This window comes from Aurantibacter crassamenti (assembly GCF_016811105.1).
Classification (GTDB): domain Bacteria; phylum Bacteroidota; class Bacteroidia; order Flavobacteriales; family Flavobacteriaceae; genus Aurantibacter_A; species Aurantibacter_A crassamenti.
On record NZ_JAFBGM010000001.1, the window covers coordinates 2,665,777 to 2,685,206 of the forward strand.

The window sequence follows — 19,430 nt, forward strand, 5'->3', positions numbered from 1 at the left end:
ATTAGTATGGAATTGTTATTATTTGGCATTGCTAAAGACATTGTTGGTGAATCAAATATTGATTTATCCGACCAATCTAGCGTACCACAATCTGTAGCAGAACTAAAGTTATTTTTGTCTGCTGAATATCCTGATTTTCAGAAATTAACTTCTTTGGCTATTGCTGTAAATAGTGAATATGCAGGCGATGAAGTGCTTCTTAAGAGTGGCGATGAAATAGCAATAATTCCACCTGTAAGCGGAGGATGATGCAAGAACCAATCATAGAAATAGTTGACGTTTTAGAGGTTGACGGCGTTTATAGAGAACTCTCAGATCCATTGAGTGGGGGAATCTGCGTTTTTGTTGGTACGGTTAGAGAATTTACCAATAATGAAGAAGTAGTTTCTTTAGAGTTTGAAACCTACAAAACAATGGCCTTGAAAGAAATGCGAAAAATTGCTGATCAAGCTATTGCGAAATGGCAATTAAACAAGGTAGTTATTCGACATGCCGTTGGGGTTAAAGGTGTAGAAGAACCTGTAGTAGTAATTGGAGCTTCATCGGGTCACCGAGATGCATGTTTTGCTGCTTGTCGCTATATGATTGATACGCTAAAGGAAACCGTACCTATTTGGAAAAAAGAAATATTTAAAAATAAAACTGTTTGGGTTTCGGCTCATCCTTAAAATATGTCAAACAAACTAACACATATAGATGAAACCGGTAATGCTTCAATGGTTGATGTTTCAGAAAAGCAAAAAAGTACGCGAAGTGCTGTTGCCTCAGGTAAAGTACAATTTCCAACGGATGTTTTTAAAACATTAACAAAGCAAGATTTTTTAGGGCATAAAGGAAGTATTATTCAAACAGCTGTAATTGCCGGAATTCAGGCAGTAAAAAAAACTGCAGAATTAATTCCGCTTTGTCATCAACTTAATCTGTCAAAAGTTCAGATAGATATTAAGCCTGGCGAGAATTCGTTACATATCGTTTGCAAAGTGCGGTGTACTGAGCGAACAGGAGTAGAAATGGAAGCACTAACCGGAGTCTCAATTGCTGCATTGACCATTTACGATATGTGCAAAGTACTATCGCATGATATTAAAATTTCAGAAATTCAATTAGAACAAAAATCAGGAGGTAAAAATGACTTCAATCGCTAAGCTTAATGGGTTGGTTTTATCAGGTGGAAAAAGTACCCGAATGGGCACTGACAAGGGTTTGATTGAATATCATAAAATTCCGCAACGTGAGCATTTGTATCAGCTCTTAAGTGAAGTTTGTGCACAAACATTTATTAGTCTTCGGGCGGATCAAGAGAAAAATACACCTTTTGGTTTTGCAACTATTGCCGATGAAGATAAATTTAGAGGGCCTTTCAATGGAATTTTATCAGCGCATAGTTTTGATCAAGATGCAGCTTGGTTAGTTTTGGCCTGTGATTTACCGTTGATTGATTTGCCAGCATTAATTGAATTAATTGAAGCTCGTGATGCTGATAAATTTGCAACAGCTTTCGCAAATGAAGAGAATCCTTTAGCAGAACCATTATGTGCAATTTGGGAACCGCATGCTTTAAAAAAAGCGATTAACTATTTAACGGCCGGAAATGGAAGTTGTCCACGAAAATTCTTAATTAATAACGATACAAAATTGGTTTTTCCAAAAAACAAGAATGTAATTCTAAATGCAAATTCAGAAGCAGAGTATAAAGAAGCATTGGTAAAACTTTCTGAGATATGAGCGCCGAGCGTTATCATAGACAAGAGATTTTAAAAGATTTTGGCCCAATTGCGCAGCAGAAATTGTCAGACGCAAAAGTTTTAGTAATTGGAGCTGGTGGGTTGGGTATTCCTGTATTAACATACCTGAATGCTATGGGTGTTGGCAATTTGGGAATTGTTGAACATGATACGGTTTCAGAAAGTAATTTACACAGACAGGTAATTTATAATGAAGCTGACATTGGTCGACAAAAAAATGATGCCATTCTAGAAAGGTTGAAGGCTCAAAATTCCAACACTAATTTAATAGGGTACAATACATTTTTATTTAAAGAAAATGCCTTAAAATTTATTTCAGATTATGATTTGGTGGTAGATGCATCAGATAATTTTCCGACACGTTATTTAGTAAATGATGCTTGTGTTATTTTAAATAAACCTTTTGTTTACGGGGCATTACATGGTTTTGAAGGGCAAGTGAGCGTTTTTAATCATAAAGGAGGGCCAACGTATCGCTGTCTCTTTCCGAATATGCCAAAGGCGGATGAAGTGCCAAATTGTAATGAGCATGGCGTTTTAGGAATACTACCCGGAATAATCGGAAATTTACAAGCTTTAGAGGCTATAAAAGTCCTAACTGACATAGGCGAAGTTTTATCCGGAAAATTGTTGATTTTCAGTGCACTTGAACAATCGTATCAAAAGATCAAGTTTAAGCTTGTAGATCAAAATACTAAGATTAAAACCTTAGCAGAATCGTATGAATTTAGTTGCGATGCCACTATTAATTCTATTGAAGCGGTTGGATTAGTTCCATTATTATCTGACACAAATATCGAATTAATTGATGTTAGAACCTCAGAAGAGTTTTCGCATAAAAACTTAAGTTTAGCCAAACATATTCCATTATCAGAATTGGAACAACGGCATACTGAAATCGATTTGAACAAACCTGTATATTTAGTATGTGAATCAGGAGTTAGAAGTAGAAAAGCCTTGTTGCTTTTGCAAGAATGGTATCCGAATAAAACATTTGTGAATGTAGAAGGTGGAATGCGTAAATTGAATACCTATGTTAATCTCTATTGAGAACTTAATTCTATTATGCATCGGCTTTTTTATTGTCGCAACACTATATTCTTCAGTCGGTTTTGGAGGTGGATCTAGTTATTTAGCTATTCTAACTTTAGTATTTGTAAGTTTTTTTGCTATTCGTAGTACGGCACTCATTTGTAATCTAGTAGTTGTTTCAGGTAGTTGTTATTTGTTCTATAAAAATGGGCATCTTAATTTTAAGAAGTTTCTTCCATTTGTGCTAACGAGTATTCCTTTTGCGTTTATTGGCGCTCGTTTTCGATTACAAGAACATATCTTTTTTATTATTCTAGGGGGTGCGCTAATAGTCTCAGCTTTGGCATTAATTTTACAATCTTCAAATTCAATAAAGTCGGAAGAAGTGAACCCCAATTATCCGACCTACGTCACTTATATTTTAGGTGCTGGTATCGGACTACTTTCAGGTTTGGTGGGTATTGGAGGAGGAATATTTTTGGCGCCTATTTTGAATTATATGAAATGGGATAAATCAATTAAAATTGCAGCTTTAGCCAGTTTTTTTATTTTGGTGAATTCCATTTCAGGAATTGTAGGACTAGTAACTAGAGGTACTTTTGAAATTCCATGGATAGAAGCCATTGCCCTTATTGTAGCCGTATTAATTGGTGGGCAACTTGGAGTTCGCATGAGTTTAAATAAATTTACAGGTAAGAGCATTAAATTAATTACAGCAGTATTGGTCTTGATTGTAGGTATTCGCGTACTACTAATAAATGGTTTGCAAATAAACTATTAGTACTTAAAAAACACGTCTGTACCTTAAAAAAGGATAGACTTCCCCTTTTTTAAATTCACTTTTATCTTGTGGTAGAATTAATAAACCGTCAGTTTTAACCAAATTGACAAAATCTCCAGAGCCATTCCCATTTTGAGGGTCAGCTACCAAAGTACCTTTTGTTGTGCTTTCAAGTGTTGCTTCTAAAAAGTAGACCAAATTAGGTGAGAATTTAATGTCTTTTTTTAATTGTACGAACAGTGGTTTCTGTGGAATTCTCAAAGATTTAGCAAGCCAATATTGAATGTAAACATAAGTACAAACAAAAGAGGATACAGGATTACCCGGTAATGCAAAAATTTTCTTTCCAGCAGCATTGGTGCCAAACCAAAATGGTTTTCCTGGTCGTTGTTGAATTTTGTGAAAATGCTTCTTGACTTTAAGGGTTTCTAAAACTTCAGGCAAATAGTCGAATTTCCCTTTAGAGACACCTCCTGTAAAAATGAGTACATCAAACTGCTTTAGATATGCAGAAATAATTTTGAGCATGGTCGCTTTGTCATCAGGTAAATGTTGAAGTTCAGCATTAATGCCCCATTCTTTTAAAGTAGCTTGAATGCCATAAACATTCGACCTCCGAATTTGGTGTAATTCAGGCGTTTCGTGTATGGGAATTAATTCATCTCCGGTTGAAAAAAGTACCATTTTAGGTAGTTTAACCACTTTTAAACTCGCCTTGCCAATAGATGCAGCTATATTTATTTCAGCACTAGATAATTGTATGCCCTTAGGTACAATTGAAGTTCCTTGAGCAATGTCAATGCCTTTGAAATGTATATTTTGCTTAAATTTTAATGCATCAACATCAATGGTAGCAATTTGTTTTTCTTCATCAAGTATAAGGTCTTCATAGCGAATCACGGTATCTACACCAAAGGGTAAAATAGCACCCGTCATTACCTCAATACAATTTTGTTTTTCTTGTAATGTTTTTTGAGGACTTCCTGCTGGGGCCACAGCTTCAATTTTAAATTCACGTTGCCCATTTTTAAATTGCTCGTGCAGTATAGCAATTCCGTCCATTGTAACTCGGTCAAATGGAGGGAAGGCGCGATCAGCAATTAAATCTTCAGCAAGATAATGTCCAATGCAAGCTTCTATATTTTTAGTTTCAACATTAAAATTGCTAACATTAGCATCTAGTATTGCAAGTGCTTGTTGATACGTGATAAATGAATTTTCCATATTATCCTCCAATACTACTCATACTTTGCATTGCTGTTTCTGGAGCTTTTCTCATTTTTTCCGCTTCAAAACCATCTTTAGGCTTTAATCGAATAATTTCAGAAAACTTATCAGCTAAATCGGCATCAGAAACTCCTGCACGCATAAAATCACGAATGTTAAAAACGCCATCGTCATACAAACAACTTTTTATTTTACCTTTTGCAGAAATTCGCAACCTATTACAAGTATTACAAAAGGTTCGAGAAAATGCAGCAATAACGCCAATATTACCTTTATAGCCCGCTACAGAAAGTAAATTAGCCGTGTCGCCATGTTTACTGGGTATTTCTTTTAAATCTGAATAATGTGCTCTTAAATCGGCATAAATATCTTTGGCGGAATACATTTCAAGATTTTCTTTATACCCACCATTAAAAGGCATTTCTTCAATGAAACGAACATCAACATTATAATTCTTTGTAAGTTCAGCTAATGCAATGATATCTTCAGTATTTATTCCTTTCATAATAACAGCATTCAGTTTTACTTGAAATCCGTTATCAATTAATAAATGAAAAGTCTGCATCACTTTTTCAAAATCGTTTCTACGGGTGATTTTATGAAAACGTTCAGCATTTAATGAATCAATACTTAAGTTAATTTTAGTGATACCTAATTCTTTAAGCCTAACAATATGCTTTTGTAAAAGCGTACCATTAGTAGTAATGTGAATGGAATTGAAAGCATCAATTTCGGCAGTATGTTCTAGAAGTTTAATAAAATCTTTACGTAAAAATGGTTCACCACCTGTGAAACGTACTTTGCTAAAGCCAAGTTGTCCCAGAACTCTTAATAATCGAGTAATTTCTTCGTAACTCAGCAAATCTTTTTTAGGCTCGTAAACGATACCTTCAGCTGGCATGCAATAAAAGCAACGAAGATTGCACCGGTCTGTAACGGCGATTCGCACGTAATCTATTTGCCTATTGAAAGAATCAGTCACGTATTATAAATTTGAGATAGTGCAAAGTACGAACTTTCGTGATAATCAAATCACATAATTTGCTCACAAACCTATTATTTTAATAACTTGCTCTTAGTATGACACATGAATTAAAAAATATTGTAGCAGCATTTTTAGTAGCAAAAAGGAAGCGTTTGAAAACCGCTATGGCTACGGTAGTAGATTTAGATGGGTCTTCGTATCGAAAACCAGGTGTACGCATGTTATTGCAAGAAGATGGTTTATTGACTGGCGCAGTAAGTGGTGGATGCGTGGAAAAGGAAATATTAAATCAAGCGCAAAGTGTTTTTACAAGTGGTATCGCTAAGATGATGACTTATGATGGGCGTTATCGATTGGGTTGTGAAGGCATATTATATATTTTAATTGAACCCTTTAATCCTAATGAAGAATTTTTAAAAGCATTTGGGAGTATTCTAGATAAACGTATAGATTTTAATATTACATCTTATTATCTAAAGGATGTAGGGGAGAATGAAAATATGGGCACGTTATTTAATTTATTAGGTGCAGAATATTCCCTTAGAGAATCATTTAAAAAGAAAGAGGGTTTTTTAGTTTTCAAGGAAATAAAAAAACCTTGTTTTCAATTGGTGATTGTTGGTGCCGAACATGATGCTGTACAGTTGGGGTTATTTGCATCAAATACTGGATGGGAAGTCACTGTTGTAGCCGCGGCATCGGAAGAAAAAACAAAGGCAGATTTTCCGGGAATTAAACAAATGTTATCGGTAGAGCCAGAAATGTTTTCTGCCGAAATTGTTGATGAAAACACAGCCGTTATATTAATGACACATAGTTACGTTCGTGATTTAAAGTACTTATTAGCATTAAAAGATTCGTTACCAATATATCTAGGTATTTTGGGGCCTTCCAAACGACGAGAAAAATTGTTAAACGAACTTATTGAAAGAACTCCCGAGGTAAATGAGGAATTATTAAATCGAGTTTATGGTCCGTCAGGAATTAATATAGGGGCGGAAACAGCGCAGGAAATTGCAGTATCCATATTAGCAGAAATCCTTTCGGTAGTACGCAATCAGAAGCCCATTTTACTGAAGGATAAATTAGGCGGGATACACAGTTAAACTTTTACCTAAAAAAATTAGAGCGGATATTTCTGATGATAATTAATTAGCAAGGCTACCACTTTGCTATAACTTTCAATACCATCTTTTTGATTATTTGCTTTAAGGAAGGAATTAAATACCGATTTAAAAACAGGTTCTAAGGGGTTTGCATGTGCCAACCAAAAATCAGTTACTTCTTGGTAGTTTTTTAATATTCCGGGATTTAATGTTGCATATAAACGGTTGAAGGTTTCCTTGTCATTGACTTGTAAGTCATTTAAACAATACCCAATCATATAGGTATAAGCCGAGTATTGAAAATATAAGTCTTCATTGCTTATTGCGGCTAAGTACCCAATAAAATTTGTTTCGTTTTCTGCAGAATATCCCAATTGATGTCCAACTTCATGACTGCCAATAAAAGGAAATCTAAATTTCGGAATTAGACCATTTACTTGTGCTTCATTGGTAAACGGATTTAAATAACCACCATATCCCATGTAAGTAAGTGCAGTACTAAATAATGATTTTTTAATACTAGGAGCAGGGTAGTGCCATTCAGGATATTTTAAACCTAAATTCTTGTATCCGATTTCGGTCATTTTTAATACTTCACTTTTTGAATAAGGAAAATTAACCGCTAGTGCTGTATCAGAGGTGATTTGAAATTGTAGGGTATTTGATTTTTCAATTAATGCACTTGTAAATTCAACAAGCTCAGATTGCGTATAAGTAATTTCAATATTTAAGTGTTTGTTGATGGGTTGCCTGTGATAGTTTAGTCCCCATAAAAGATGAAAAGTGAAATAGGCTATAGATAAAACCATTACTATATCACGAGCAAAAGATAAAAGATTGTACCGTATTTTCTGTCTATTTCTAATTAGATATTTAAGTGCTAAAATGATTAAAATAGCATAAAGAATATCACCTACCGAGAAAGGTATCCAACCTAAAAGGGTCCTAAATATTTGGCTGATTAATGGGTAGATGCCATTGCTATAATAGTTCTCAATTAAATCAGGTTTGCTCGCTAACCATTTCACCAAAAGAATTTGAGGTACAATAGCGATTGCAATTAAATTTTTTAATGATAATCTCATAGCAATAATGGAGTAAAAAAAAGAGGCTTGTTTTACAAGCCTCTTTTTCTTTAGTTATTTGGAGCTTGTGCTAAACCCGAAATTTCTAAATCAAATATCAAATCAGAACTTGGAGGAATAACCTGTCCTAAACCTTGCGCACCATAGCCTAAATGTGGCGGAATGAATACTCGAACTTTATCACCAATTTTCATGCTAAGCATTGCTTCTTTAAATCCGGCAATTACCCCAGCATCCGGACTACAAACCAACGGCATTGGCGAATAAGGATTGTTCTCATCAAAGATGCCATATTTTTGTGCAACATCGGCGTAATTACTATCAAATAAAGAACCATCAGGTAAATATCCTGCATAGTAAATCAGTACTTTTTGCCCAATTTTAGGTTTTTCTTCAGTACCCTCTTTAAGCTTTAGAATTTTAAGTCCAGAAGGTAATTCTTCAGCTTTAGTTTTTTGCTCAGCCATTTCTGTTGCGAATTCTGCTTTCATTTTGTTGAGGGCTGCTATTTTAGCTTCTTCATCAGCAAAATATTGTGTCATAACTTCAACTGCATCGAAATTTTTAGCTTCTTTACCATTTCTAATAATGGTTACTGTTTTCATTGCAACTGGGTCAATTGGTTTATCGCCTGGTGCTACTTTTACATTGGCTATTGAATCTAAAACATCCATACCTTCAACAACCTCACCAAAAACAGTATGGCAGCTCACTCTTGGGTTTTTACATTGCTTAAGAAAACCATTTGCATAGCCGTCTAAATGTGGAGTAGCTTTATGTGTGATAAAAAATTGACTTCCGTTAGTTTGAAAACCTGAATTTGCCATTGAAAGAATTCCAGCTTTATCATGATGTAAAGAATCAGTTAACTCATCAGCAAATTTGTATCCTGGGTTACCAGTACCTGTAGCTGTTGGGTCACCACCTTGAATCATAAAATCTTTCATAACTCTGTGGAAAGTTACGCCGTCGTAATATTTTTTTCCTTTAAAGTTCTCGCTCACAAACGGACTAGTACCTTCAGCCAGTGTAACGAAATTGGCAACAGTAACAGGAGTCAAATCTTTTTCAAGTTTAACAATCATGTCACCTTTATCAGTTTGAATATTAGCAAAGAGGCCATCGCCTAAATCGGAATATTGGCTTTTACAACTACTAAATAACACCGCAACTAGTGCGATTAATAGACTTGTTTTCTTCATATTCTAATCTTAAATTTAAATTACGTTTATTAGGTTAAATGATTTCTTATTGACTAAAAGGGAACGTGAGATTTTATCTGATACTATCTTGTGGTTTCTCAATTTTAATAACAGCAAGAGTTGATTTTAGCGGTACGTTAGCTCCAATTTTTTCATGATCACCAGGGTAGCCATAAGCAAACGACGAAGGAAATAAAAATGTTGCTGTCTCATTTTCTTTCAAAAGTTTAACAGCATCACGCAGACCTTGAAACAATTCTTGCTTATCTACTTTATACGTTATGATACCAATATCCTGCATAGAATAAATAGTGTCATTATCAAAAGAAATAAGATTGTACGTCATAGTCACCAAGTCATTTGTTTGAGCTGTGTTGATGTCTTGTTCGTTTTTCTTTATATAGGTAAACCATGAGCCGCTAGAACTTATTTGATACGTGTTGGCAGTATCATTTGCTATAATTTCTTGTATCAATTTTTCTTCACGTTCTAATAACAATCTGCTTCGTTCAGCAGATTTTTTATAAAAACTAGCAGAGGTAACTTTTACAGGTTTTCTAGGTTCTGGACCACCACAACTAACCACTAAAACCATTATGAGAAGAATTAGAAATACATTTCTCATGCTAAATCATTTTTATAGTTTTCTAATAATTTCGTGAATTTTTCAACCGTTTCGTTAATTGATAAATCACTTTTTCCACCAGCAGCATTGTCATGACCACCACCTTCAAAATGATTTCTAGCAAATTGATTTACCGAAAATTCGCCAACTGATCGGAATGAAATTTTGATAATTCCTTCTTCACTATTCTCGATAAAAATCACAGCAAATTTAATTCCTTTTAAGGTTAAGCCGTAATTTACAAATCCTTCTGTATCACCTTTTTTATAATTACAAGAATTAAGTTCATCTTGTGTAAGTGTGATATAAGCCGTGTGATAATCTTCTAACAACACCATGTTATTCAGTGCAATGCCTAGTAGCTTCATTCTACTGGGGCTATTGGTATCATATATATGGTGATGTATCTCAGTGTTCTGGGCACCTTTATCCATGAGTTCAGCAACAACTCTGTGTGTTTTACTTGTTGTAGAACGAAATTTAAAAGAACCAGTATCGGTCATAATTCCGGTATACAAACAAGTAGCTATTTCTGGAGTGATTTTATCGGTTTCATCTAAATACGCAATGAAATTATAAATCATTTCACATGTAGAGCTCATTCTCACATCAGAATAGGTGATTTTGGCATAATCTGAAGGTGATTGATGATGGTCAATCATAATAAAATCTGCCGTAGCAGAATCTAAAAAATCTTGCATTTGACCAGTTCTGCTGAAGTGATTAAAATCTAAAGTAAAGATTAATGAAGCAGCTGATATTTTTTCTCTCGCTTGAGAATTTTCTTTTTCAAAATTAAGAATGTGCTCGTTACCTGGTATCCATTTTAAAAAATCAGGGAAGTCATTTGGTGAAACCACAACAACATCTTGCTGTTTACGCTTTAAAAAATGCCATAAAGCCACAGTAGATCCAATGGCATCACCATCTGGGTTTTTGTGAGGTACTATGACAATTTTTTGGGGTGTTGAAATTAGTTCTTTTACCGCCTGTATATCCTGCAAATTCATGGGCGCAAAGATACAACTATTAACATATTCAGAAATAGAAGTGTCTAAAAATAGTGCTAAGCTCTTATAAGGCTCAAGGGGTTGAAATATATTAAAATAGATATTGGTGGTAATAGCAGAAATTGAAAAGGTTGTGGGTTCTTATGAAGAACCGTATTTTTGCAAAAAATTTTATAGTATGACTACCAATAGAACGTTTACCATGATTAAGCCTGATGCCGTTGAAAATGGACATATAGGTGCTATTTTAGACAAAATAGCTTCAGCCGGATTCAAAATTGTGGCATTAAAATATACACAACTAAGCAAAAGAGATGCGCAAGAATTTTATGCCGTGCATAAAGAGCGCCCATTTTATGGTGAATTGGTTGAATTTATGACCAGAGGCCCAATTGTTTCTGCAATTTTAGAGAAAGACAATGCAGTTGAAGATTTTCGTGCATTAATTGGAGCTACAAACCCAGCAGAGGCTGCAGAAGGTACAATTCGCAAGTTATTTGCTACCGATATTGCTGAAAATGCTGTTCACGGTTCTGATAGTGATGAAAATGCGGCTATTGAAGGTACATTTCACTTTGCAGGCAGAGATATTTACTAGTTTACCGTAAGAATACATATTTTAAAATCTGTTAGACCTAAGGGTTTGACAGATTTTTTTTGTTCGTTATTAATGGTCTGTATAAGCATTACTAATGGCTAAGTGAAAGCTAATTTTATGTCTAAAAAGGGACTAACCAATTCTGAGTAGTTTTGAACATTAATAATCGGCGATATTTGTGGTAAGATAATGAAAGCTACAATTTATTATTGTTAACAAATGCTTCATCTAATTCTTTATATAAGTTTAATGATTTTTCACTTTCTGTTTTGATGTTTTCATATAGGGAGTTAGCAATTACACGAATAGCGTGTTTTTCTGCATCTGTGAGATTAGGATATTTATATTCACTTTCATTCATATGATAAAGTATTCTTTTTTTTCTAGTGTGAAATAAATCTAATTCATTCCTTTCTTTGCAAATCTGCTTTAATTGTCCTTCCCAATCAAGATAGTTTTTGTTTTCACTTTTTCTTCTTTTATTACAGTCATTGCACACTGGTGCTATATTTCCTGGGTGATGTAATCCGTATTCAGTTCTATTGAACATTATTAAATGTTCGACTTGTAACTTTAAATCTCCTCTTTCACAATAAGAGCATTTTCCATAAAAATATATGTCCCTAATTTTCTCCCAATCTTTTTTTCCTTTTCCAGAGCCAGTATTAAAGGATTTTTTAAGATAATACTCTCCAATTTTGGTCAATAAGGCCCTAACTGCAGTGTTTGCTGAATCAGAAGTGGTATTGTATACAGCCATATTTCTGAGATATTTAAGTCGTTTTTAATTAGTTCAAATTGTAGCTAACCAATAATAAAAACTAGTTACTATTAAGTTACCTTAAAACCAATCTTCGCACTAAATCCTTACCAAGTTCTTCGTTGAGCATTGAAATTATCTTTGATTTGCCCATGCTGAGTTCTTCACGTAGCACTGATGATGAAAGTGAAACATATAAAGTGCTATCACGTAATTCTACGGCGGTGGTATAATTGTTAACCCCGTTACCCATTAATTTCACCCAAGCTTCACGCGCATCAACCTTGTCTATTCCTTTTTCAAGGCGATTTTCTTTGATAAATTCATTTAAGGCCTGGCCCATGTTAATATGTTCATTTCTTCGTTTGGCCATTATTTTTGAATATTAATTGGTTCAAACCGCTTATAGCGATAGGTGAGTCCGTCTAAATTTCGCACTGTAAATTCACTTTCAGATAGGCTAACTATTTGTTCTGAGCGTTGTTCTACCAAATTTGAACTACTATCATTTGTATAATTAATAGAATAGCCATTTTCGCTTTCTATTATTACGAACATGTCAGCATCATTTGACGTATCAAAAGTACCATCAAATTTAGGTTGCACCTTTTTTCGATATCCTTTTTGGTCTTCTAATTTAATAAAATCGACGCTAGTATTAACGCCGTATTCTTTAGTGTTTCCATCGGGGAAAATTACTTCTGATATTTCCCAATAACCATTCAGCAAAGGAAGTTCGTTTTCAGTTAATTTGCCTTTGCATCCAAAGACAAGAATTAGTAGTAAAACGGTCAATTTTCTCATTCTACAATTTAAAAATTTTATAAGATTGATGTATATTTTTAACGATGTTCTCTGTGCGATCTGCATGCGTATCACTAAGAAAAATTTGTCCAAAATTTTCATTGTCTACTAAAGCAATGATATGGGCGACTCTATTTTCATCTAACTTATCAAAAATATCATCCAACAATAAAATAGGTGTAGTCTTTGCCTGCTCTTTAATAAAATAGAATTGCGCAAATTTTAATGCTATTAAAAACGATTTTTGCTGTCCTTGGCTACCAAATTTTTTAATAGGATGTTCTTCAATTTCGAAACTCAAATCATCTTTATGTACCCCTACAGATGTGTATTGCAACGCTCGATCTCGTTCAATATTTTTTTCAAGTAGGGTTAACATGTTTTCTTCAGACACTTTACTTTGATAGCTTAATGAAACTTCTTCATTGCCACCAGAAATTTCTTCATATTGCTTTTTAAAAATCGGAATAAAAATGGCCATAAAAGCCTCGCGTTTTTCAAAAATTATTTGACCATATTCATTCAATTGCTCATTGTAGACTGCTAATGCTTTGGCGTCAAAAGTTCTATTTACAGCAAAGTATTTTAAAAGCGCATTACGCTGTGTTAAAACCTTATTGTATTTTAATAATGCTTCTAAATATGATTTGTCTGATTGTGATATAACGCCGTCAATAAACTTTCTACGGGTATCACTACCTTCTATAATAAGATCGCGATCAGCAGGTGAAATTATTACCAATGGCAATAAACCAATATGATCCGAAAGACGATCATATAATTTACCATTGCGTTTGATAACTTTTTTGGCTCCTTTTTTTAAGCTGCATACAATTTTCTCACTGCGGTCTTTTAGTGTGAATTCTCCGTCAATCACAAAAAACTGTTCGCCATGTTTGATATTCTGGCTACTAATTGGGTTGAAATAACTTTTGCCGAAAGCAAGGTGATAAACAGAATCTAAAATATTGGTTTTGCCGATGCCATTTGCCCCTACAAAACAGTTGATTTTCGCATCAAACTCAAAATCAGATGAGTCAAAATTCTTGTAATTAAGTAGCGAAAGTTTGTCGAGACGCATTTTTTAAAGTGTTTTTTGAAGATAAGGGTGTGCAAATTATCGAAAAATAACGGATAAATTCATCTCTGGTTTTCGATAAAAACTTTATTTTTGCGCGATAATCAAAAATTCTAATGGCAACATACAAGAAAAGAGGGGACAAACCTAAAAATAAAGTTGAAGAACAACAGCTTGATACACAAGAAAGTACTACTGCTGAAGTATTTAGCACATTAGACGAAAGTGCTTCTAGAACGGAAGCCTGGGTAGCTAAAAACCAAAACTATATTTTAGGTATAATTGGTGTAATTGCGGTAGGTGTTCTTGGTTATTTGGCGTACAACCAGTTTGTACAAGGCCCAAAAGAAGCGAATGCAGCAAATGAAATGTATTATCCTCAACAATATTTTGATGAGGCATTGAGTAATACAACAGCTAAAGATTCACTTTTTAATCTTGCGCTTAACGGTGGTGAAGGTAAATACGGGTTTTTAGATATAATTGATGAGTATGCGGGTACAAAATCTGCTAATCTTGCAAATTATTCTGCAGGTATGGCATATTTGAATATGCAGAAATACCAAGAAGCAATAGGTCATCTTGAAAAATTTTCATCAGAAGATGCAATTCTCGGTGCTTTAGCTAAGGGTGGTTTAGGTGATGCGTTTATGCAATTAAATCAACCTGGTGATGCACTTGGTTATTATGAAAGTGCAATGAATCATAGCCTTAACGATTATACAACACCTAAATTTTTATACAAAGCAGGTGTTGCAGCTTTAGAATTAGGACAAAAAGACAAAGCACTTCAGTATTTTGAAAGAGTAAAAAATGATTTTTCAAAATCTGACGAAGCTAGTACAATTGATGCTTTTATAGGTATGGCTAAAAGTGGTAAATAAGCACTAATGGCTACAGCGAATAAAAATCTATCATTTTACGATAAAAATAAAATTCCGAATGCGAAGTCTCTTCGATTCGGAATTGTTGTTTCTGAATGGAACGATGAAATAACGGAAGGCCTTTTTTCTGGTGCTGAAGCTGCGCTTTTAGATTGTGGGGCTCAGACTGAAAACATCATTAGGTGGAATGTACCTGGAAGCTATGAATTGACCTATGGCTGTAAAAAAATGCTCACCTCCAATGAAGTTGATGCCGTAATTGCAATTGGTAGCGTAATTCAGGGTGAAACCAAACATTTTGATTTTGTATGTAGTGGCGTTGCTCAGGGCATTAAAGATTTAAATGTAAAATATGATACTCCGGTAATTTTCTGTGTTCTTACAGATAATAACATGCAACAAGCCATTGATCGCAGTGGTGGTAAGCATGGTAATAAAGGTGCAGAAGCGGCAATTGCTGCTATTAAAATGGCAACTTTAGGAGCTTAATAGCAACTTAGAATCTTAAGTTTTAACTTGCTAAGACTGCAGATTCAGTGCTTTCTTACCCAATATACTTTGTAAAACTTACTATTAACAAAATTTGGCTGTTGAAATACGGCATATTTTTTGATTTTAATTAACTTTGGAATCTATGAGTTTTCTTAGAAAATTTACGAAGTTAGGTAAGAACAAGACGTTCGATTATTCTCCGCGTTACTATGACGATAAGGGGGAAGGTAGTCCGTATAAGTTAGAACACCGATTTGATAAGTATAGAACTACAGCTCATGTAACTAGAGGTCTCAAGGGTAAATTTGGCAATGCAATAGAAGATATGCGCAAAGAAGGTGATAAAAACCTGAGGTTGCGAATGATTGTAATTATAGCAATTTTGCTTTTTGCTTTTCTATATGTTATAGATTTTGATATTTCTATATTTTTTCCGCAATAATGGCAGATATCATAAAACTTTTGCCTGACCATGTTGCGAATCAAATTGCTGCAGGTGAGGTTGTTCAAAGACCTGCTTCTGTTGTAAAAGAGCTGTTGGAAAATGCTATTGATGCGGGGGCAAGTACTATAAAACTTATCGTAAAAGAAGGTGGTAAAACCTTAATTCAGGTTGTAGATGACGGTATTGGCATGAGTGTTACTGATGCTCGTTTAAGTTTTGAACGACATGCTACATCAAAAATTCAAAGTGCAGAAGATCTTTTTAAATTAGGTACAAAAGGCTTTCGTGGTGAAGCATTGGCATCAATTGCGGCCATAGCACATGTTGAAATGCAAACGAAGCCTGAACAAGATGAAATAGGTACACATTTAAAAATTGAAGGAAGTAAGATTATTTTTCAAGAAACTTGCGCTACACCTAAGGGTACTTCAATTTCAGTAAAACATTTATTTTTCAATATTCCGGCTCGGCGAAATTTTTTGAAGTCGAATCAGGTAGAATTACGACATATCACCGATGAGTTTCATAGGGTAGCTTTAGCACATCCGCAGATAGCTTTTCAATATTATTATAACGGCAGTGAGTTGTTTAATTTACCTAGCTCTAATTTAAGACAGCGTATTGTTGGTGTTTTTGGCACACGTGCAAATCAAAAATTAGTGCCTGTTGAAGAAGAAACACAGGTTGTCAAAATTTCTGGTTTTATTAATAAACCTGAATTTGCTAAGAAGAGTAGGGGTGAGCAGTTTTTCTTTGTCAATAATCGTTTTATTAAAAGTCCGTATTTGAATCATGCTATAGTAGCGGCTTTTGAGGGACTCATAAAATCAGGTACACACCCTGGTTATTTTTTATATTTAGATGTAGATCCAGGTAGTATTGATATCAATATTCATCCTACAAAAACCGAAGTTAAGTTTGATGATGAACATACACTTTATGCAATTATCAGGTCAACTGTAAAACATAGTTTGGGTCAGTTTAGTGTGGTTCCTGCACTTGATTTTGAACAAGATCAAAATCTTGAAGTACCGTATTCATATACTAATAAAGGAGCTGAAATTCCGAAGGTTGAAGTAGATTCAGCTTATAATCCATTTGCAGAAAGTAAAAGTAATACCGCGCAAATGCCTCGAAAAAAATCAACAAAAGGTTGGGAAAGTCTTTATGTAGGTCTTGAATCAAAAGTGGGGCAAGATGTTGATTTTAGTAGTTTGAGTTTTGAGTCAGAAACAATAACAGGATCTGTTTTTGAAAACGACGAAGATGAATTATTATCAGTAAGTACCACCTTTCAATTACATAGAAAGTATGTGGTAACTACTGTTCGGTCAGGTATGTTAATTATTGATCAAGGTAGAGCGCATCAGCGTGTATTGTATGAGCGTTTCTTAAAGCACGGTACCTCGGCAGATGCCGTGAGCCAACAATTATTATTCCCCTTAGAATTAAGTTTTACGAAAAACGAGATTGGCGAATTAGCTTTAATAAAAGAAGATTTACACGCGTTGGGTTTTGCCTTTGGTGAATTAAATGACGAATCTGTGCAGATAAAAGGTGTGCCTGTTTCCATGACGGAAACCGACGTAGCACAAGTGTTAGATCAGCTTTTAACCGACTTTAGAGAACAAACTGTAGGTGAGAGTTTTTCGCAAACTGATCGGTTGTCAAAATCATTAAGCAAGGCTTTGGCAATTAAAACTGGTGATCAATTAGATCAAGATTCGCAGTTGGCGTTGGTTAATGATTTATTTGCATGTAAAGAAACAACGGTAAGTCCATTTAATAAAAGAATTTATATTACAATTACAGAGAACGATATTTCTAATAAATTTTAATAGATGAATTTTCAAATTACAGATACTGTAAAACATTTGCTAATTATAAATGTGCTCTTTTTTGTGGCCACTCAAATTTATGGTGATCAAATGTATCAATGGTTTGCACTGTGGTTTCCTCAGAATGCAAATTTTGGTTTTTGGCAGATTGCTACGCACATGTTTATGCACGGTGGCTTTTCACATATCTTGTTCAACATGTTTGGTCTGTGGATGTTTGGTACGCCTGTAGAACGTAGTTTAGGCAAGAACAAGTTTATATTTTTGTATTTCTCTGCAGGTTTAGGAGCAGTACTATTTCAATTGGGTTATTATTATTTCAATTACCTTCCTGCTTTTACTGAATTGGTTGATTCTGGTTTAACAGGATTACAAGTGATTGATATGCTGACAACAAATCAGACCAATGTAGAATTAGTGGGTAATCAATTGGCATTATTGCAAGAGTTATATCCTATTTATAATGCCTCAATGGTAGGAGCTTCTGGATGTATTATGGGTATTTTAGCAGCTTTTGGCATGATGAACCCAAATGCTGAATTAATGATGATATTTTTACCCATTCCAATAAAAGCTAAATATTTTATACCAGGTATTATTTTGTTAGATGTTATTTCTGCCGTTAGTGGACAGTCCTTTTTTAGTCCTAGTAATACGGCTTATATGGCCCATGTTGGCGGCGCAATTATTGGTGCTATAATGATGTGGTTTTGGAAAAAAAATAGTTTTAATGATAGACGATGGGACCGTTAATTTTTATAGTTAACGTATAAATTGATACAAAGCAGTTTTGATTGATGTATTATTATCGATTAATAAATTGAGGGAAATAGCAGAGAAGAAATAAATGAATACAGGCGGACTAGGATATAAATACACCACATTAAGCATTGCTGAAAAGCTAATTGCAATCAACGTTTTGATTTATATAGTCAACGCATTGATACCATTTTTGTTAGGCCTGCCAAAGAATGGTATTGACCGCTGGTTTGAATTGCCTAAGGAGTTTTTTGATTTTTTGAGTCAACCGTGGTCGCTTATAACGTATTCCTTTTTTCATGGTAGTTTAATGCATCTCTTGTTTAATATGCTGCTATTGTATTTTTCTGGACGCATATTCTTGAATCTTTTTAATCATCGAAAGTTTGTCAATGTATATTTCTTAGGAGTAATTGCAGGGGGACTTTTATTTATGTTCAGTTATAATGTAATGCCCGGTCTATTGGGTATTGCCACTTCTGGAATAATTGGTGCTTCAGCCGGTGTTACAGCTGTGCTAATATTTATCTGTACCTACATGCCCAATCAAGAAGTACGTGTGATTTTTTTTAATATAAAGTTGTGGTATTTAGGTGCTTTTGTTGTGTTGTCAGATTTAATACAGATTCCGTACGGCACTAATGCAGGGGGTCATATTGCACATTTAGGTGGTGCACTTTTAGGCTATATGTATGCAAGACAATTGGCTAATGGCAAAGATATTGGAGAAGGATTTTCTAGACTTGTTGATGGTATAACTAATATGTTCAAAGGAAAAGAAAAAAAGGCACCAATGAAAACGGTATATAAAAAACAAAAAGCTTCTCCGGCGAAAAAAACGGTCAATTACGAAAAGGAAAGTCATCAGCGTAAAATTGATTCTATTTTAGATAAAATAAGTAAGTCCGGATACGAGAGTCTTTCGAAGGCAGAAAAAGATTTCTTGTTTAAGGCAGGTAAAGAAGATTGACACA

24 protein-coding genes are annotated in these 19,430 nt (G+C 34.4%); 14 read left to right on the forward strand and 10 right to left on the reverse strand.

The features are described from left to right. Positions 1–6 precede the first annotated feature (6 nt). The 6 genes from JQC67_RS11050 to JQC67_RS11075 are packed head-to-tail and all read left to right on the forward strand — an operon-like array spanning position 7 to position 3,558. Entirely contained in the window at positions 7–249 is a 243-nt protein-coding gene (locus JQC67_RS11050; RefSeq protein ID WP_203252865.1) for a MoaD/ThiS family protein, read from the forward strand. Next, complete coding sequence (locus JQC67_RS11055) at positions 246–668, forward strand: molybdenum cofactor biosynthesis protein MoaE (RefSeq protein WP_238934593.1); 423 nt, start codon at positions 246–248, stop codon at positions 666–668. The genes JQC67_RS11050 and JQC67_RS11055 overlap by 4 nt, the downstream gene beginning before the upstream one ends. Positions 669–671: 3 nt before the next feature. Beyond that, positions 672–1,145: a cyclic pyranopterin monophosphate synthase MoaC gene (gene moaC, locus JQC67_RS11060; protein ID WP_203252866.1), complete on the forward strand. Its 474-nt coding sequence runs from the start codon at positions 672–674 to the stop codon at positions 1,143–1,145. Further along, positions 1,129–1,725, forward strand: a complete 597-nt coding sequence (locus tag JQC67_RS11065; protein ID WP_203252867.1) for an NTP transferase domain-containing protein — start codon at positions 1,129–1,131, stop codon at positions 1,723–1,725. Before moaC ends, JQC67_RS11065 begins: the two co-directional genes overlap by 17 nt. Beyond that, the gene (locus JQC67_RS11070) at positions 1,722–2,795 is read left to right on the forward strand and encodes a HesA/MoeB/ThiF family protein (RefSeq protein WP_203252868.1); all 1,074 of its coding nucleotides are present in this window, start codon (positions 1,722–1,724) and stop codon (positions 2,793–2,795) included. Before JQC67_RS11065 ends, JQC67_RS11070 begins: the two co-directional genes overlap by 4 nt. Then, positions 2,779–3,558 carry a sulfite exporter TauE/SafE family protein gene (locus tag JQC67_RS11075; protein ID WP_203252869.1) on the forward strand — a complete coding sequence of 260 codons (780 nt, stop codon included), beginning with the start codon at positions 2,779–2,781 and terminating at the stop codon, positions 3,556–3,558. The genes JQC67_RS11070 and JQC67_RS11075 overlap by 17 nt, the downstream gene beginning before the upstream one ends. A gap of 3 nt (positions 3,559–3,561) precedes the next feature. On the opposite strand, the gene JQC67_RS11080 is transcribed toward JQC67_RS11075, so the two are convergent. Together JQC67_RS11080 and moaA are read right to left on the reverse strand one after the other, a co-directional pair. Further along, entirely contained in the window at positions 3,562–4,782 is a 1,221-nt protein-coding gene (locus JQC67_RS11080; protein WP_203252870.1) for a molybdopterin molybdotransferase MoeA, read from the reverse strand. A gap of 1 nt (position 4,783) precedes the next feature. Continuing rightward, positions 4,784–5,767 (reverse strand): GTP 3',8-cyclase MoaA, encoded by a 984-nt coding sequence (gene moaA, locus JQC67_RS11085; RefSeq protein WP_203252871.1) that lies wholly within the window; start codon positions 5,765–5,767, stop codon positions 4,784–4,786. A gap of 98 nt (positions 5,768–5,865) precedes the next feature. Between moaA and JQC67_RS11090 the strand changes: the two genes are divergently transcribed. Continuing rightward, positions 5,866–6,876, forward strand: coding sequence for an XdhC family protein (locus JQC67_RS11090; protein WP_203252872.1), 1,011 nt, complete (start codon positions 5,866–5,868; stop codon positions 6,874–6,876). 17 nt (positions 6,877–6,893) lie between these two features. Here the strand turns inward: JQC67_RS11090 and JQC67_RS11095 are convergent, their stop codons facing one another. The 4 genes from JQC67_RS11095 to JQC67_RS11110 all read right to left on the reverse strand — a co-directional run bounded on the left by JQC67_RS11095 (position 6,894) and on the right by JQC67_RS11110 (position 10,798). Beyond that, complete coding sequence (locus JQC67_RS11095; RefSeq protein WP_203252873.1) at positions 6,894–7,961, reverse strand: DUF3810 domain-containing protein; 1,068 nt, start codon at positions 7,959–7,961, stop codon at positions 6,894–6,896. 50 nt (positions 7,962–8,011) lie between these two features. Further along, complete coding sequence (locus tag JQC67_RS11100) at positions 8,012–9,163, reverse strand: peptidylprolyl isomerase (protein WP_203252874.1); 1,152 nt, start codon at positions 9,161–9,163, stop codon at positions 8,012–8,014. A gap of 73 nt (positions 9,164–9,236) precedes the next feature. Further along, positions 9,237–9,788, reverse strand: coding sequence for a gliding motility-associated peptidyl-prolyl isomerase GldI (gene gldI / locus JQC67_RS11105; RefSeq protein WP_203252875.1), 552 nt, complete (start codon positions 9,786–9,788; stop codon positions 9,237–9,239). Beyond that, entirely contained in the window at positions 9,785–10,798 is a 1,014-nt protein-coding gene (locus JQC67_RS11110) for a DHH family phosphoesterase (RefSeq protein ID WP_203252876.1), read from the reverse strand. Before JQC67_RS11110 ends, gldI begins: the two co-directional genes overlap by 4 nt. 178 nt (positions 10,799–10,976) lie before the next feature. On the opposite strand from JQC67_RS11110, the gene JQC67_RS11115 reads away from it, so the two are divergent. Continuing rightward, on the forward strand, positions 10,977–11,396 hold the full coding sequence (locus JQC67_RS11115; protein WP_203252877.1) for a nucleoside-diphosphate kinase: 420 nt from the start codon (positions 10,977–10,979) through the stop codon (positions 11,394–11,396). 196 nt (positions 11,397–11,592) lie between these two features. Here JQC67_RS11115 and JQC67_RS11120 read toward each other — a convergent pair whose 3' ends face one another. From JQC67_RS11120 to recF, 4 genes are all read right to left on the reverse strand, one after another. Further along, positions 11,593–12,156, reverse strand: a complete 564-nt coding sequence (locus JQC67_RS11120; protein ID WP_203252878.1) for an HNH endonuclease — start codon at positions 12,154–12,156, stop codon at positions 11,593–11,595. 76 nt (positions 12,157–12,232) lie between these two features. Further along, positions 12,233–12,529 carry a DUF721 domain-containing protein gene (locus JQC67_RS11125; RefSeq protein WP_203252879.1) on the reverse strand — a complete coding sequence of 99 codons (297 nt, stop codon included), beginning with the start codon at positions 12,527–12,529 and terminating at the stop codon, positions 12,233–12,235. Next, a complete protein-coding gene (locus tag JQC67_RS11130; RefSeq protein WP_203252880.1) occupies positions 12,529–12,960 on the reverse strand; it encodes a hypothetical protein in 432 nt (143 codons plus the stop codon). Before JQC67_RS11130 ends, JQC67_RS11125 begins: the two co-directional genes overlap by 1 nt. Position 12,961: 1 nt before the next feature. Then, the gene (gene recF / locus JQC67_RS11135) at positions 12,962–14,041 is read right to left on the reverse strand and encodes a DNA replication/repair protein RecF (RefSeq protein ID WP_203252881.1); all 1,080 of its coding nucleotides are present in this window, start codon (positions 14,039–14,041) and stop codon (positions 12,962–12,964) included. 113 nt (positions 14,042–14,154) lie between these two features. Between recF and JQC67_RS11140 the strand changes: the two genes are divergently transcribed. From JQC67_RS11140 to JQC67_RS11165, 6 genes are all read left to right on the forward strand, one after another. Beyond that, positions 14,155–14,922, forward strand: a complete 768-nt coding sequence (locus JQC67_RS11140; protein WP_203252882.1) for a tetratricopeptide repeat protein — start codon at positions 14,155–14,157, stop codon at positions 14,920–14,922. A gap of 6 nt (positions 14,923–14,928) precedes the next feature. After that, entirely contained in the window at positions 14,929–15,411 is a 483-nt protein-coding gene (gene ribH, locus JQC67_RS11145) for a 6,7-dimethyl-8-ribityllumazine synthase (protein WP_203252883.1), read from the forward strand. A 145-nt stretch (positions 15,412–15,556) separates the two neighbouring features. Next, positions 15,557–15,856, forward strand: coding sequence for a riboflavin synthase subunit beta (locus JQC67_RS11150; RefSeq protein WP_203252884.1), 300 nt, complete (start codon positions 15,557–15,559; stop codon positions 15,854–15,856). Continuing rightward, a complete protein-coding gene (gene mutL, locus JQC67_RS11155) occupies positions 15,856–17,697 on the forward strand; it encodes a DNA mismatch repair endonuclease MutL (RefSeq protein WP_203252885.1) in 1,842 nt (613 codons plus the stop codon). Before JQC67_RS11150 ends, mutL begins: the two co-directional genes overlap by 1 nt. A 3-nt stretch (positions 17,698–17,700) precedes the next feature. Beyond that, a complete protein-coding gene (locus tag JQC67_RS11160) occupies positions 17,701–18,450 on the forward strand; it encodes a rhomboid family intramembrane serine protease (RefSeq protein WP_203252886.1) in 750 nt (249 codons plus the stop codon). A 94-nt stretch (positions 18,451–18,544) separates the two neighbouring features. Continuing rightward, positions 18,545–19,426, forward strand: coding sequence for a rhomboid family intramembrane serine protease (locus tag JQC67_RS11165; RefSeq protein WP_203252887.1), 882 nt, complete (start codon positions 18,545–18,547; stop codon positions 19,424–19,426). Positions 19,427–19,430 lie beyond the last annotated feature (4 nt).